General features: G+C 36.6%; 9 protein-coding genes. All 9 read left to right on the forward strand.

Annotated elements, in window-relative coordinates:
• The first annotated feature begins 42 nt into the window (after positions 1-42).
• Positions 43-3,615: a chromosome segregation protein SMC gene (gene smc / locus L323_RS28245; protein ID WP_020815000.1), complete on the forward strand. Its 3,573-nt coding sequence runs from the start codon at positions 43-45 to the stop codon at positions 3,613-3,615.
• Positions 3,616-3,699: 84 nt separating this feature from the next.
• Positions 3,700-4,608, forward strand: coding sequence for a signal recognition particle-docking protein FtsY (gene ftsY, locus L323_RS28250; RefSeq protein WP_020815001.1), 909 nt, complete (start codon positions 3,700-3,702; stop codon positions 4,606-4,608).
• A gap of 27 nt (positions 4,609-4,635) precedes the next feature.
• Positions 4,636-7,470, forward strand: a complete 2,835-nt coding sequence (locus L323_RS28255) for a UPF0182 family protein (protein ID WP_020815002.1) — start codon at positions 4,636-4,638, stop codon at positions 7,468-7,470.
• 256 nt (positions 7,471-7,726) lie between these two features.
• A complete protein-coding gene (locus L323_RS28260; protein WP_020815003.1) occupies positions 7,727-9,607 on the forward strand; it encodes an APC family permease in 1,881 nt (626 codons plus the stop codon).
• 51 nt (positions 9,608-9,658) lie between these two features.
• Complete coding sequence (locus L323_RS28265) at positions 9,659-10,636, forward strand: ROK family protein (RefSeq protein WP_020815004.1); 978 nt, start codon at positions 9,659-9,661, stop codon at positions 10,634-10,636.
• A 26-nt stretch (positions 10,637-10,662) separates the two neighbouring features.
• A complete protein-coding gene (locus L323_RS28270; protein WP_020815005.1) occupies positions 10,663-10,884 on the forward strand; it encodes a YdbC family protein in 222 nt (73 codons plus the stop codon).
• A 497-nt stretch (positions 10,885-11,381) separates the two neighbouring features.
• Positions 11,382-13,694 (forward strand): anaerobic ribonucleoside triphosphate reductase, encoded by a 2,313-nt coding sequence (locus L323_RS28275; RefSeq protein ID WP_020815006.1) that lies wholly within the window; start codon positions 11,382-11,384, stop codon positions 13,692-13,694.
• Positions 13,695-13,762: 68 nt separating this feature from the next.
• The gene (gene nrdG, locus L323_RS28280) at positions 13,763-14,272 is read left to right on the forward strand and encodes an anaerobic ribonucleoside-triphosphate reductase activating protein (protein ID WP_031341926.1); all 510 of its coding nucleotides are present in this window, start codon (positions 13,763-13,765) and stop codon (positions 14,270-14,272) included.
• Between the two features lie 124 nt (positions 14,273-14,396).
• Positions 14,397-16,283: an LTA synthase family protein gene (locus L323_RS28285; RefSeq protein ID WP_020815008.1), complete on the forward strand. Its 1,887-nt coding sequence runs from the start codon at positions 14,397-14,399 to the stop codon at positions 16,281-16,283.
• Positions 16,284-16,327 lie beyond the last annotated feature (44 nt).

Here is a 16,327-nt window from a genome sequence, read left to right on the forward strand (position 1 = left end):
AAAAGAAAATTTACTACGCTTAATCAATTACAGGGGTGCGGCATGTATTTAAGAAAACTTGAAATACAAGGATTTAAATCATTTGCAGATAAAATATCACTTGATTTTAATAGCGGTATAACGGCAGTTGTAGGACCAAACGGCAGCGGAAAAAGCAATATTGGTGATGCTGTTAGGTGGGTACTCGGTGAACAGAGTGCAAAAACGTTAAGAGGAAGCAAGATGGAGGACGTAATTTTTGCGGGCACCGAACACAGAAAGCCGGTTGGTTTTGCGGAGGTATCGTTGACTATTGATAATGACGATAATTATCTTCCGGTGTCCTACAGTGAAGTAACCATTACAAGAAGAGTATACCGTTCGGGAGAAAGTGAATATTACATAAATAAGACATCATGTCGTCTTAAAGATATACATGAACTGTTTCTGGATACAGGAATAGGTAGGGACGGATATTCAATAATCGGACAGGGTAGAGTTGATGAAATACTGAGTACCAAATCAGAAGATAGAAGGCTTATATTTGAAGAGGCCTCAGGTATAATGAAATATAAAGTAAGAAAACAGGATGCAGAGAGGAAGCTTGACCTCACTGAACAAAACCTTGTACGCATAAATGATATTATAAATGAACTTGAGTCTCAATTAGAACCTTTAAGAGAACAGTCCGAGGCAGCCAAAAAATACCTTACCTTACGTGAAAGCCTTAAAGAGCTTGAAGTTAATGTCTATCTTAATAATATAGACAAGTTAAAGGATAAAATAAAAGAGTATGAGAACCAGTTTAAAGATATAAGAGATAATATAGAGGCAGAAGAGAGAAGACTGAGGAGTATTACTACTCAAAATCAACAAAAGACCGAACTCCTTAAAAATCTTGATGAGCAGATAACAGAAGCAAGAGGGAAGTTCTATATTATTGAAGCAAATCTTGAAAAGAACAGTTCTGAGGTTAAGATAAAAAATGAAAAAATAAACAGCCTTGACGGGAACATTGTTCGATTAAAGGAAGAAACCTCAGAAATCAGCTCAAAACTGGAATTATTAGACACGGAAGAGAAGAGCCGCCAGAAAAAAATTGAATACTTAAACGGTCAATATAATGATTTTTCCAAAAAACTTGAAAAATATCAGTCTGAACTTGATGGGATTCTGTCAACTCTGGATGAAAGCGAACGACATATAGAAATGCTTAAATCCGGTATTATGGACAAGCTTGATATTCAATCCGACAAAAGGACTCAGATAAACAATATAAAAAATCATATAGAAAACATGAGAAAAAGGCAAAACTCCATTGGCACAGAAATTTACTCCTTGAAGCTTGAAAAAGACAAGGACAATATGAAAAAAGAGGACTTGATTGAGAGTATAAGAAATACTTCAACTCTGATAAAACATTCAAGGGAAAAAATAAATGAATTGAATAATGAGAAAACAGAACTCAAAGGAACTCTTTCTGAACTGGAAAAACAGCATGGAAACGTAAGAACCGATATACAGGTAAAAACGTCCAGACATAAGATGCTTAAAGATATGGAAAACAGTATGGAGGGATACAGCAGAAGTGTAAAGGAAGTAATGACGGCCTGCAGGCAATCACCGGAATTGGGTAAAGGGATACACGGTACAATTGCACAGCTGGTAGAAGTAGATAAGAAGTATGAAACAGCTATAGAAATGACTCTTGGAAGTGCCTTGCAGAATATAGTTACATCATCTGAAGATGATGCAAAGAAAGCCATAGAATTCCTGAAAAGAAATAGAGTGGGAAGAGCTACCTTTCTGCCTATTACATCTGTAAAAGGAAAGCGTCTTGACGATAGTACTTTACGCAGATTGGAAGACTGTCAGGGCTTTTGTGGTGTTGCTTCAGACCTTGTAACCAGCGATCCGGCATACAATGGAATAGTGTTAAACCTGTTGGGAAGGGTTGTAGTAACAGAAAATTTAGATAGTGGAATCAGTATAGCCAGAAAATTCGGCTATACCTTTAGAATTGTTACTCTGGAAGGGGATATATTAAGCACAAGCGGTTCAATGTCCGGAGGAAGCAGTGACCACAGAAGTTCCGGAATACTAAGCAGAAGCAGAGAAATTTCAGAATTAGAGAATATAATAGAAGGACTAAAAAAAGATGAAATCAAGTATGGTGCCAAGATAAACGATGTCAGACAAATGCTGTTGGAGATAGATACAGAATTCAACGAGCAAAACAATAAGCTCAGGGAGAATGAGCTTATTAAAACCAGAGACGAGAATCACCTGCAGATGATTGAGGATAATTTAAAAAAGACAGACGCCAAAATCGGCATGCTTTTAAATGAGAAGGATCAAATGGCAAAGCAGGAACAGGCAACATTATTGGAACAGCAAAAATATGAAGTCGAGCTTGAAGCCATAGAAACAGATATATCCGAAACAAAGGCCATAATTGTAGAACATCAGGAGAAATTCAAGGCAGATCAGACAGTTAGAGATGACTTGCATCAAGAGATAACTGATTTTAAGATATCAGTAAATTCAATAACGGAGAGTATACAGAGTGTAACAGAGAATCTTGAAAGAATTAAAGGAGAAAGAGAGGCTTTAACCAGAAGCCATACTCGGAAACAGGAAGAAATAAACAAAGCAAACACTGAAATTGAATTATTAAAGCAGGAGATAAACGGTCTGGACAACTTGACCAGAAAACTTCAGGATGAAAAGACAGGAAAAACTCTGGAGATTGACAGATTGGTGGAAGAGAAAAAAGTGTTGGAGGAAGAATCAACCGACTTCATTGAAAAATTAAATACAACCAACAAGACAATCCATCTCTTGCACGAAGAATATAACAGAATAGACATTAAAAGAGCTAAAGCAGAAGCAGAAATGAAATCAATTCAGGACAGAATGTGGGATGAGTATGAGCTTACCTATAGCAATGCTGTTGAGCTTAAAAAAGAAATAGAAAACATCTCTGAAGCTCAAAGGAATATATCCGAATACAGGTCTCAGATAAAGGCTCTTGGCCCGGTAAACGTATCGTCCATAGATGAATACATTAAGACAAAAGAGCGTTTTGAATTCATGTCAGTTCAGAAGAATGATATGGAGCAGGCTAAAGATAAGCTTCATAAAATTATATATGAGATGGTTCAGGTAATGAAAAAGCAGTTTGTTGAACAGTTCAAGCTTATAAATGAAAACTTTGGAATAGTATATAAGGAGCTGTTCGGAGGAGGAAGAGCCGAGCTTATAATTTCCGATGAGGACAATGTTCTTGAAAGCGGTATAGAGATAGAGGTTCAGCCCCCTGGAAAGAAACTCCAGAATATGATGCTGTTATCGGGTGGGGAACGTGCGTTTACTGCAATAGCATTGTTATTTGCAATACTCAGGCTGAAACCCACACCATTCTGCCTACTCGATGAGATTGAAGCGGCATTGGATGATGCAAATGTATACAGGTTCGGAGAGTACTTGAAAAAATTTTCTCAAAACACACAGTTTATAATGGTTACACATCGTAAGGGAACGATGGAGTCAGCTGATACAATGTATGGAGTAACTATGCAGGAGCACGGCGTATCCAAAGTTGTGTCAATGAAAATGGGTGAATTGGCAAGTTAATCAAAAATAAAAATTGTATTTTAAAGACATTTATATAGTAAAGAGAGTACATTATAATATAAAAATATCTTACGGAGGCTTTAAATGGGATTTTTTGACAAACTTAAAGAAGGACTGCAAAAAACACGTAAAAGTATAACTGAAAAAATAGACCAGGTACTTGTATCTTTTGGAAAGGTAGACGAAGAACTTTTTGATGAACTTGAGGAGATATTGATTACTTCAGACATTGGAATAGAAACAACAATGCGGGTTATAGAAGACTTGAAAGAAAAAGTTAAAGAAAGGAAGATAATCGACCCAAGGGACGTAAAAGGCCTGCTCAAGGAGACACTTAAAGAGATACTGGAAAAGGGCGGTAATGAAATGAAGCTGGACACCAAGCCGTCTGTTATTATAGTAATAGGAGTAAATGGAGTCGGAAAGACAACCTCTATAGGCAAAATTGCAAATCTGTATAAAAGTCAGGGCAAAAAAGTGCTATTAGCAGCAGGAGATACCTTCAGAGCTGCAGCCATTGATCAGCTGGAGGTATGGGCACAAAGAGTCGGCACTGAGATAATAATGCAAAAGGAGGGTTCAGACCCGGCAGCTGTTATATTTGATGCTGTTCAAGCTGCAAAATCCAGAAATGCAGACCTTTTGATATGCGATACTGCAGGAAGGCTTCATACCAAAAAGAATCTTATGGAAGAGCTTAAAAAGGTTTCAAGGGTACTTGACAGGGAACTTCCGGGAGCAGACAGAGAAACACTTCTGGTACTTGACGCAACCACAGGTCAGAACGCTATATCACAGGCCAAAACCTTTAGCGAAACCTCTGATATTACAGGTATAGTATTAACAAAATTGGATGGTACTGCCAAAGGAGGAATAGTTATAGCGATAAAATCTGAGCTTGATATACCTGTAAAACTAATCGGTGTGGGAGAACAGCTGGATGACTTGCAAAAATTTGATGCAGAGGAATTTGTAGAAGCCTTGTTTTCATAGAACATGAATGTGAAGGGAGAAAAATAAATGGAAGAAGTATACGATTATTACAAAGAAAAGGATAAGAGGCAAAAAAGCGGTAAAGGCAGTAAAGGAAAAATTACAGCTTTGATAGTTTTTGCTCTAATAGTAGTTGCTGGAATAATAGGAAGCTCTATATACATGGAGTTGATTCAGCTCAAGGAGTTGAACCCAAATGCTGATTACACTACCGTATATACAAAAAACCTCTTGTACAAGACGGTATTCTTTATAATCAGTTTTGTGTTTATCACTTTATTTGTATTTATTACAAACAAAGTGATGGGGAAAAATCTTAAAAAGTACTTTACAAACAATAACCTTGAGCATAGGAAATTGATTAATGCTCCTGTTGCGTTGGTAATAGGTATAATCGGAGCATTTCTCACCAAGGAGTTCTTTTTTAATAAGGCTCTTCTGTTTCTAAATTCAGCAAATTTTGGTATAAAAGATCCTCAGTTTGGTCAGGACATAGGATATTACATGTTTCAGAGACCATTTTATATGTCCCTGTTTAATTTTATATCTAATTTGTGGCTGTTTATTGTATTTTATACAGCTGCATACTATTTGATTGTCCTTATGGCAGCTTTAAACAGCACTTTAACTACTAAAGATCTCAAGGATAAAACTATTTTAAGACACAATCTCATAAATATAGCAATATTCTTTGTGCTTAAAACTATTTCCTTCAAATTTCAAAGGGAGTCACTGCTTTTCACAAACTTTACCAGTAAGAATATAACAGGTGCTGGCTACGTTGATACAAATATATGGATCAAGTATTATACAATAGCTCCCGTAATTGTTCTTGTAATTGTTTTATTGGCAGGTTTCTTTATGTGGAAGGGAAAGTTAAAAAAGTCAGCTGTTGTAATTGCAGCTTTCCCTGCATTATTTATTTTACTTACTTTAGTTTCGACTATAATACAAAATGCAATTGTAGGACCAAATGAAATTGAATTTGAAGATAAATATCTAAAAAATAATATGACTGAAACCAGGACGGCTTTTGGGTTAGATAAAATCCAGCCCTATGATTTCAGCAAAATAGATGAACTTACTCCTGAAATAATAAACAATAACAGAAACACCGTGGACAATATACGTGTAGTTGACTATACACCTACATTGAACAGCAACAAACAGCTCCAGAGTAATACGAACTTTTACACATTCCATAATGGAGATATCTTAAACTACACAGTAAACGGTAAAGAAATACCTGTACTGATTTCTGCCAGAGAAATAAACTCGGATTATCTCAGGAACCAGAACTTTGTAAATAAAACCTTCAAATATACACATGGTTATGGTGTTGTTGTAAATCCCATAAATAAGTTGACGGCACAGGGACAGGTAGATTTTTTAATAAGCGGACTTAAAATGGACACCGTGGACAAGGTAAACCTGAAGGTTACCGAGCCAAGAATTTACTACGGACAGCTAACAAACAATTATGTAATAGTAAACCCCAAGAGTTCCGGGAAGCTTTCAGAAATAGACTATGACGGAACGACAGTCAGTTATTTTGATGAACAAGGAAACAAGTATGAAAAAATCAAAATGAACCTATTGAACAGGGTACTGTTTTCAATAAAATATGCAGATACTAACCTTCTGGTTTCCAGTAATATATCATCTGACTCTAAAATTCTACTCAATAGAAATGTTGTAGAGAGAGCCCAGAAAGGAATACCATTTTTGAAAGTTGATACCGACCCTGCACTGAACATAACCGCTGATGGAAAGCTTGTATGGGTTCTGGATGCTTATAGCATATCCAACAACTATCCGTATTCACAATATTATTATACACAATCGGAGGACAGTGAGCTTCAATCCCTGAACGGTATAAATTATATAAGGAATTCCGTAAAAGTAACCGTTGATGCTTATGACGGTACTGTGAAGTATTACGTTGTAGATAAGGAAGACCCTATAATAAAAGCTTACCAAAGTGTATATCCGGGACTTTTTGCAAAGGATGAATTTCCTGCAGACCTTGCATCCCATGTAAGGTATCCTGAAACACTTTTCAAGCTTCAAACCGAGGTACTCAAAAAGTACCATCTTGATCCTAAAAAGGAAGATAATATATCAATCTTCTATACGGGACAGGATGAATGGAATATTGCAAAATATCCTGATGCAAATAACGAAAGCGGAACTAGGGATATTGATGCGTACTACAATATGGTGAAACTTCCCGGAGATATCGGCAAAAATGAGGAACTCATTCTTATGAGGCCTTTCACCCCTTCAGGAGAGAAGCATAACATGGTATCATGGCTGGCAGTTCGTAATGATATGGCAAACTATGGGAAAATGATACTGTTTAACTTCCCGAAAAATACCAACATTCTGGGCCCGGACCAATTTGAAGTAAATATTAACCAGATTAGTGAAATATCCGAGGATATGACACTGTGGGGGCAGGGTGGCTCAAGAGTATTCAAGGGAAGTCTGCTTGTAATACCTATAGAAAACAGTATTTTGTATGTGGAACCAATATATATACAGTCAAACAGTGCTTCATCCATCCCACAGGTTAAAAGGGTAGTAGTCGGATACCAACAGGGAGCAGATTTCAAACACGGTATAGGAGATAACCTTGAAAGTGCCATAAACAATCTGTTTGGAGGTAATGTAAAGCCTGCCGATGGTAAATCTGAGACTAATAATCAAAACCAGCAGGATGGGGGTAATACAACGGCACCGCCAGCGGACGAATCACAAAGTTTTGACAAGCAAAAACTGGATGAATTACAACAAAAATTAGATCAGCTTATGAAACAATCTCAGGAGATTAATGATCTTTTAAAAAGTCTGAGAAAGTAAGAATAATTAAGTATTGTGGGAATAGTTTCCTTAAATGGAGCTATTCCCATTTTTGTTGTAGAAAAATGTTGCTAAATTATAAAAAATGTATATAATACTATGTTGTGCAGCAGGATATTATTTATTAAATTTGCTATTGAAAATTGCTTAGAAAAGTATTAGAATACAATAAGCGTTTTGCCATAATATTCCTTGTGACAAAATGCAGAAATAAACAAAGAATAAAACTAAATAACTTTTAAATGGTGAGGAATTTATGTTTAAAAAAGTAAGAAGGATATTGGTCGGCAAACCGTTAAAAAATGAAGCGTTGCAAGATCAAAAAATGGGAGTTCTCTGGGGTCTTCCCATTTTGTCCAGCGATGCTATTTCATCGGTAGCCTATGCGGGTCAGGAAGTACTGATGGTTTTGATACCCGCTGTCGGTATGCTGGCGTTCAGACAGTTGTCATATATATCTATTGCAATTATATGTCTGCTTATGATACTGATGTTATCATACAGGCAGGTTATTGACAGTTACCCAAATGGCGGCGGCGCGTATGTAGTTGCCAAGGAGAATCTGGGAGTTCTTGCAGGTGTTACAGCCGGAGCTGCATTGTCTGTAGACTATGTTCTGACTGTAGCGGTGAGTGTATCATCAGGAGTAGAACAGTTTACAACTGCTTTTAAGGTCTTTAAACCTTATTCGGTTGTTATAGCAGTAGTTATGGTTATTTTGCTTATGATAGGCAATTTAAGAGGAATAAGAGAGTCTTCAAGAGTGTTTGGTATTCCTGCTTACGCATTTATAATCGGTATGGTTGTTATGATAGCTGCCGGCTTTGCTAAGGTGGCGGGAGGATATGTTCCGCCGCCGGCTCAGGATATGCCTGACGTTATTAAACCATTGACACTAATGTTGGTACTGACTGCATTCTCAAATGGTTGTGCGGCACTTACCGGTGTCGAGGCAGTAAGTAATGCAGTGCCAAATTTTAAGAGCCCAAGTACAAAGTATGCTAAAAGGGTTCTGTTCCTTTTGTCGATGATTATACTTATTTTGTTTGGAGGAAGCTCAATAATAGCAAACATTTATCATGTGAACCCATCCCATGGTAATGCAATGCTCGTAATGATAGCCGGCGAGATTTTTCACAATACCAAGTTTGATTTTATGTTTTACTATATAACTGCTACTACATTTATCATACTTATTCTTGCAGCCAACACAGCTTATTCGGGTTTCCCAATGCTGATATCAATTATGGCGAAAGACGGGTATGCTCCAAGACAGCTCAGTATGAGAGGTGACAGACTCAGTTATGACAATGGAATAATTTTGTTGTCCGTTCTTGCAAGCGCCTTAATGATTGTATTTAAAGCAGATGTTTCAAAGTTGATAGGACTTTATGCAATAGGTGTCTTTATCTCCTTTACACTGTCTCAGACGGGTATGTTTATAAAGTGGAGAAGGAGCAAAGAAAAGGGCTGGAAGCACAAAGCTATAATCAACGGAACAGGAGCAGTTGTATCGGGTATTGTTGTTATAATCATTGCCTTTACTAAGTTCAGGGAAGGCGCATGGCTGGTTGTAATACTTATACCAATTCTTATATTGTTAATATTCAAGGTAAAGAAGCACTATGAAGCTGTTATGAGACAGTTAAGGCTTAAGCCTGAAGAAATTGCTAACTTTGATATAAATAAGGCTGTTTACAGAAACAGAGTTATTGTTCCAATAGAGAGTATTAACAGGTCAAGCTTGAGAGCTCTTCGGTATGCAAAAACAATATCGGACAATATAACTGCTTTTAGTGTGGTCATTGATGAAGCAGATGCAAAAAAAATAAAAGAAAAATATAAAGCACTCAATATGGATATTCCTATAGTTGTGAAGTATTCGCCTTTCAGAAAAGTTGTTGATCCGATGCTTAAATTCATTGAGTCGGCTGAGTATGACTATCAGAACGGTGATATGATAACGGTTATACTTCCGCAGTTTGCAGTTAAGAAATGGTGGCATAGATTCCTGCACAACAATACCAGATATTATGTTGAAAAGGAACTTTTAAAACATAAGCATATAGTTGTATCAGTTATGCCATTGCAATTAAGGGACGACGATTTTGTCCTTAACAGTCATAAATATGATTGATTAGCATGTTATATAGAAATAAAATATCATTATATAAATGAGGCGTGTTAAATGAAATATACTATTGGTATTGAATTGGGAGTTAAAAATATAGTTGCAGGTATACTTGACAAAAATGGTAAATTAATTCGCAGAGATACTGTACCCACCAATAAAGACAGAGAATTTCAAGAAATAATTAAGGATGTTTGTGCATTAATAAGAAAAATAACTGTAGATGAGGATATTGAAATAAAAAATATCAAATATATAGGAGTAGGATGTCCCGGGGTGACCGATAATAAGAGGGGCATTGTTTTAAAAAACTACTCGCTTAATTTCACGAATGCACATGTCAGGAATGAGATTCAGAAGCACATAAACCTTCCTGTTTTTGTTGAAAATGATGCAAATTGTGTAGCAATAGCTGAATATCTCCTCGGTGCTGCATACGGTACCGAAAGTTCACTTACTATCAAAGTAGGAGTAGGTATCGGCGGAGGAATTATTATTGACGGGAGTATATATAACGGATTTAACTTCGGTGGGACAGAGTTCGGTCATATGGTTATAGAGTATAATGGAAGGCCGTGCAGCTGTGGCAGAAAAGGTTGTTGGGAGCAGTATGTGTCTGGATCTTCTCTTATTAATCAAACCAAACAACTGGCAGCAGAAAATCCGGATTCAATTTTAGGAAGAATGGTTATGAACAATGTTGCCCAGATAACTGAATTGACAATATTTGAAGCTGCCAAGGCCGGTGATGAAAAGGCCAAAAAACTGTGTTCTGAATTCGTTGAGTATTTTGCTGAGGGATTAACAAACATTGTAAATATATTAATGCCTGAAGTTGTAATAATAGCAGGGCCTATAAGTAAACTAGGCAATGCCATTGTAAACCCATTGGTTGAACTTTTGAAAGATAGAATATATTCCAAAGAGCTTAATCTTCCAGAATTTAAAATGGCTGAAATGGGTAATGCAGGTATTGTAGTAGGTGCTGCAATGTTGGGTTCTTTTAAGGACGAAAAACTTGATGATCTGGTATAGTATAAATTTTGGGAGGATTGTTATTTATGGCTGAAATAAAGTTTGAAATAACCGAAAATGTTGGTACCTTATCAGAGTCAGGCAAAGGATGGTACAAGGAATTGAATTTGGTCAGCTGGAATGATAGAGACCCAAAGTATGATATAAGGGATTGGTCTCCAGATCATGAAAAGATGGGCAAGGGTGTTACACTCACAAAAGAAGAATTGATAGAACTGAAGAAACTTTTAAACAGTTTGGACATATAGTAGTTCGGGAGTAATAGAGCAAATAAAAGCATAATAACCCGTATAAACCTATTTTAATCAGGTTTAAGTACCGAAGTTTTACGGTATAGAGGTTATTATGCTTATTTTATTTGCTATTTTTTACCTAAAATCTTATATAGTCTAAAATCAAAACAAAAAAAGATAAAGGTAGAAAATAAATCTTAATTAAGGTATACAGGCTTAAATTTAGATACATCAAAATAATAACTTGTTGACACAATATCTTGATAGTGATAGTATAATTGCACCAACATATTGTTAAAAGTGATGAATATATACATATTCAAAACATAAAATTATTTAGACACAACAGCGTAAACAAAATGTCCAAAACTACTGCCATGTTGGCTTGTGGTCAGACTTATTGTGCGATTTGATATGCACATTTTTATTTGTGCGCATATTTTGCTTTTAGGCAAAAGGCAAATGATTTAATATACTGCAAAAGAAAAAATTTGAGAAGGGTGGCTAGCCACATGATAACCAAAATCAGAAAGCGTGACGGAAGAGAAGTACCATTTAACATTGAAAAAATTGCTAATGCTATTTTTAAGGCAGCTAGTGCTACCGGAGGTAAGGATTACAGGACGGCAATGGAATTGGCAGAAAGGGTTGTTGATTTCATAGAATCAAGTCTTGACAGAAGGGTACCCACTGTTGAAGAAATACAGGATGCAGTAGAAAAAGTGTTAATCGAGACAGGCCATGCAAAAACGGCCAAGGAGTTCATTTTGTATAGGGCTGACAGAACAAAGGTACGTGAAATGAATACACGCTTGATGAAGGTTTATGAAGAGCTTACCTTCAAAGATGCAAAAGATAATGACTTAAAACGTGAAAACGCAAATATAGACAGTGATACTGCTATGGGAACAATGCTTAAATATGGTTCGGAGGGTGCAAAACAATTCTACGAAATGTATGTACTTAAACCGGAGCATGCACAAGCACATAACAATGCAGATATACATATACATGACTTGGATTTTTTGACATTGACTACTACCTGCTGTCAGATAGATATTCAGAAGCTGTTTAGAGGTGGTTTCAGTACAGGACATGGATACCTGAGAGAACCGAATGATATCAGTAGCTATTCAGCTTTGGCTTGTATTGCAATCCAGTCAAATCAGAATGATCAGCATGGGGGTCAGAGTATTCCGAATTTTGATTACGGAATGTCAATGGGCGTTGCAAAGACTTTTGAAAAGGGATATAAGCAGAATTTGAAAAAATCATTGGAATTACTAATTGGAAATGATTTTTCAAACGAGATTGTAGAAGCCCGTGAAGAAATATATAAAGAATTCGGTATAAGGCCGGCATTAAATAGAATGGAAGCATATATTAAAGCAGAAAAGAAAATTCTGTTGAAATATATTCCGGACGAAGCCTTGCTTGAAAAGGCTCAGAGTTTTGCAGTAAAGAAAACTGAAGAAGAGACTGACAGAATTACTTATCAGGCTATGGAAGCATTTGTTCATAACCTTAACACTATGCACAGCAGAGCAGGAGCACAAACACCTTTCAGTTCCATAAATTACGGGACCGACACTTCTCCCGAAGGAAGGCTTGTGGTAAAAAATCTTTTACTGGCTACTGAAGAAGGCCTTGGAAATGGTGAAACTCCCATATTTCCCATACATATATTCAAGGTAAAGGACGGAATAAACTATAAGGAAGGCGACCCTAACTATGATCTTTTCAAGCTGGCCTGCCGTGTCAGTGCAAAGAGATTGTTCCCTAACTTTTCCTTTATTGATGCTCCATATAACCTAAGATATTACAAGGATGGAGATCCTAATACCGAAATTGCATACATGGGTTGCAGAACCAGAGTTATCGGAAATACATACGATCCGGACAGGGAAGTAATATTCGGCAGAGGTAATTTGAGTTTTACTACTATAAATCTACCGAGAATAGCCCTCAGAAGCAATAAGAATCTTAATATTTTCTTTGAAGAACTTGATAAGAAAATTGATTTGGTAATTGACCAGCTTTACAAAAGATATCTTATTCAAGCAAAGAAAAAAGTTAAAAACTTTCCTTTCCTTATGGGACAGGGGGTATGGATTGATTCTGAAAACCTTAACTGGGAGGATGAAGTTGGTGAAGTATTAAAGCATGGTACACTTACAATGGGCTTTATTGGCTTAGCAGAGTGTCTCAAGGCATTAATCGGAAAACACCATGGAGAATCCGAACAAGCTCAAAATCTTGGTCTTGAAATAGTAGGATATATGAGAAAAAGGATGGATGAGGCAAGCGGAAAATACAATATGAATTTTTCTCTTATTGCAACTCCGGCAGAGGGTACGTCCGGCAGATTTGTAAAGTATGATAAGAATGTATTCGGTAAAATAGATGGTGTAACAGATAAAGAATATTATACAAACAGCTTCCATGTTCCTGTTTATTATAAGATAAATGCAATGGACAAGATTAAAACTGAAGCTCCTTACCATGAGTTAACTAATGGAGGACATATAACTTATGTTGAAGTTGACGGTGACCCACTGAACAATCTCGAGGCCTTTGAAAAGATAATCAAGGCAATGAAGGAGTCAGGAATAGGCTACGGGTCAATAAACCATCCTGTTGACAGAGACCCTGTATGCGGTTATACGGGAATAATCGGTGATACATGTCCTAGGTGTGGAAGAGAAGAAGACGACGATAGGCATTTTGAAAGGATCAGGCGTATTACCGGGTATCTTGTGGGAACACTCGAGCGGTTTAATGATGCTAAAAAAGCCGAGGTACGAGACAGAGTCAAACATATGTAATTAATTTAATAATAGTCTAGAATATGCCAAATGCCAGGTCATTTGGCATATTTATTGTGGTGATAAATATGAGAAAACAGATAAGAATATCAGGAATAATCAATGAATCTATTGTTGACGGCCCGGGAATACGAATGGTAATTTTTGCACAAGGCTGCCGACATAATTGTAAAGGCTGTCACAATTCTCATACTCATTCCTTTGATGGCGGTGAACTTATCGAGATTGAAGGAATAGTGGAGAAAATACGTAAAAACCCACTCCTGGACGGAGTTACATTCAGCGGAGGAGAGCCCTTTGAACAGGCAGATACTTTTGCAGACCTTGCCAAGGAAATTAAAGAACTCGGACTCAACGTTATGGTTTATTCAGGATACACATTTGAGCAGCTGATTGAAAATTCAAAAGAAAGAAAAGGCTGGATGGAACTTCTTAATAATACAAAAATACTGGTTGACGGACCCTTTATACAGGAACAAAGGGATCTTCTTCTTAAATTCAGAGGTTCAGCAAACCAGCGTATTATTGATATTGAAAAAAGTTTGGCAAGTGGTAATATAGAGCTTGCAGATTTGTAAATAAAATTATGGAATAATAGGGCTATTTACAAAGACAATTATTAGACCTAAAATAATATAGGTAAACGTGGAACGGCAGGTTTAATAACGTATTTATTTGTGCTTGTCGGGAATGGAGTTAAAAATGGTGAATTTGTTTTCAGCTAAATCCCAAAAAAGGATTGAATTGGGATATATTTGGACTTTTATTTTAGTAGCTGTTTTTACAATTGCTTTAACAATAACTGGCTTTCTACTTCAGCCGAATGATTTTCATACTATAGCTACTAATGTTCTCAAACATCCTTCTTTATTTATACTTAATGGGTTTCCTGTTCTTGCAGGTATATTGTTTTTTTACCTTGTATTCAATAATGTGTTTTTTTCAGTTTCACTGGTTTCAATTGTGTTCCATGTAGTATCTCTAATCAACCGCTTTAAGATTATTTTCAGAGATGATCCTTTTGTACCTCAGGATGTGTTTCTCGGTGCAGAGGCGGCTAATATAATGTCAGATACAAAGATGAAGCTTGATATTACTTTAATCTCGTTAGTACTGATTTTTTCTTTAGCTATGTTGGTTTTAGGAGTATTTATAAAGTTTAAAAAAATAAAAGTACCCATCAAAATAGCAGGATGTGTTGCTATTGTTGGGATAGCAATTTTATCAAATACCTTTGTTTACAGCTCTAGGGAAATTTACGACAGAATGCCGTCCAAGTCAAAAGCAAATGTAGCAGCTGTCTTTAATGATGTTGGTTTCAATTACTGTTTTTTGTATAATATGAGTGCATACAAGATGGAAGTACCTGAAAACTACAGTAAGTCTGCTGCAGAAAAGCTGGTTAAAAAATATACAAAGAGTAAAGCTACCCCGAAAGTGAAGGCGAATGTGATAATCGTTATGAATGAAGCCTTTTCCGATATAAGCTTGGATAAAGCATTCAAGTTTAGCCCTGAGGATGATCCTCTCAAAAATTTCAAGGTCATAGGTAAGGAAAAGAATTCGGTGTCGGGACATCTGGTAGTGCCGAATTTCGGCGGCGGAACAGCAAATACTGAATTTGATGTAATGACGGGAATGCAGACATTAAACCTAAATACAGTACCTACTTCGTCTTTCAGGCTTATTCACAGGAATATAAAATCCATAGCCGGAGTATTCGGCAGTGACTCATATGAAAAATATTTTATGCATCCCGGTGACAGTTGGTTTTATAACAGGGCAAACGTATATAGATTCCTTGGCGTGGAAAACCAGACATTTATAGACCAATTTAAAAAGCCGCAAGACTTAAAGGGTTCGTTGATATCAGATAAAGCAGCAGGTGAAAAGATAATCAGTCTGTACGAAAAAAATACTGACTCCGGAAAAAATCCGGTATTTAATTACAATGTAACTATTCAGAATCATATGCCATATACATCAAACAAGTACAACGGCTTAAAGGTCAAAGAAGTTCCCACAGACAAACAACTATCCCCTCAGGCCAAGACCCTTTTATCTAATTATTTTGAGGGAGTAAGGGATGAGGACAAGCTGCTTAAAACCCTTACTGATTACTTCCGAAAAAGACAGGAGCCTGTTATCCTTGTATTTTTCGGGGATCACAAACCGTCTTTAGGCGACAGTTACCTTGCATACAAGGAAGCAGGTATTGATATAAATGAAAGCGGAACAATTGAACAGGCCATGATGAGCCGTGAAGTACCATATATTATTTGGGCAAATGACAGTGCAGGTAATAGTTTGGATTTTGCAAGTTCTGCCGGAAACCTTGGCTTGCCCGAGGATAATACAATCAGTGCTAACTATCTTGGAGCAATTGTTCTACAATTAATGGGTTATGACGGATACGATCCATATTTTGATTTTCTGAATGAATTAAGAAAGGAACTTCCGGTTATAACCAGATACAATTTCAAAACAAAGAACGGTTATACAGATAAGCTCACAGAAAAACAGCAGGCTCTGGTACAAGACCTGAGAATTTGGCAGTATTACAGGATGACCAGTGATAAAGCAAACTAATATAAATAAACACTATTAACACAAAAAAGCAAAATGAACACAAT

Source organism: Ruminiclostridium papyrosolvens C7, assembly GCF_000421965.1.
GTDB classification, from domain to species: domain Bacteria; phylum Bacillota; class Clostridia; order Acetivibrionales; family DSM-1351; genus Ruminiclostridium; species Ruminiclostridium papyrosolvens_A.

Excerpts from the sequence above, each read along its gene's own strand:
- nrdG (WP_031341926.1), top strand. The coding sequence starts at position 13,763 with ATGAGAAAACAGATAAGAATATCAGGAATAATCAATGAATCTATTGTT.
- L323_RS28265 (WP_020815004.1), top strand. The coding sequence starts at position 9,659 with ATGAAATATACTATTGGTATTGAATTGGGAGTTAAAAATATAGTTGCA.
- L323_RS28285 (WP_020815008.1), top strand. The coding sequence starts at position 14,397 with ATGGTGAATTTGTTTTCAGCTAAATCCCAAAAAAGGATTGAATTGGGA.
- L323_RS28270 (WP_020815005.1), top strand. The coding sequence starts at position 10,663 with ATGGCTGAAATAAAGTTTGAAATAACCGAAAATGTTGGTACCTTATCA.
- L323_RS28275 (WP_020815006.1), top strand. The coding sequence starts at position 11,382 with ATGATAACCAAAATCAGAAAGCGTGACGGAAGAGAAGTACCATTTAAC.
- ftsY (WP_020815001.1), top strand. The coding sequence starts at position 3,700 with ATGGGATTTTTTGACAAACTTAAAGAAGGACTGCAAAAAACACGTAAA.
- L323_RS28260 (WP_020815003.1), top strand. The coding sequence starts at position 7,727 with ATGTTTAAAAAAGTAAGAAGGATATTGGTCGGCAAACCGTTAAAAAAT.
- L323_RS28255 (WP_020815002.1), top strand. The coding sequence starts at position 4,636 with ATGGAAGAAGTATACGATTATTACAAAGAAAAGGATAAGAGGCAAAAA.
- smc (WP_020815000.1), top strand. The coding sequence starts at position 43 with ATGTATTTAAGAAAACTTGAAATACAAGGATTTAAATCATTTGCAGAT.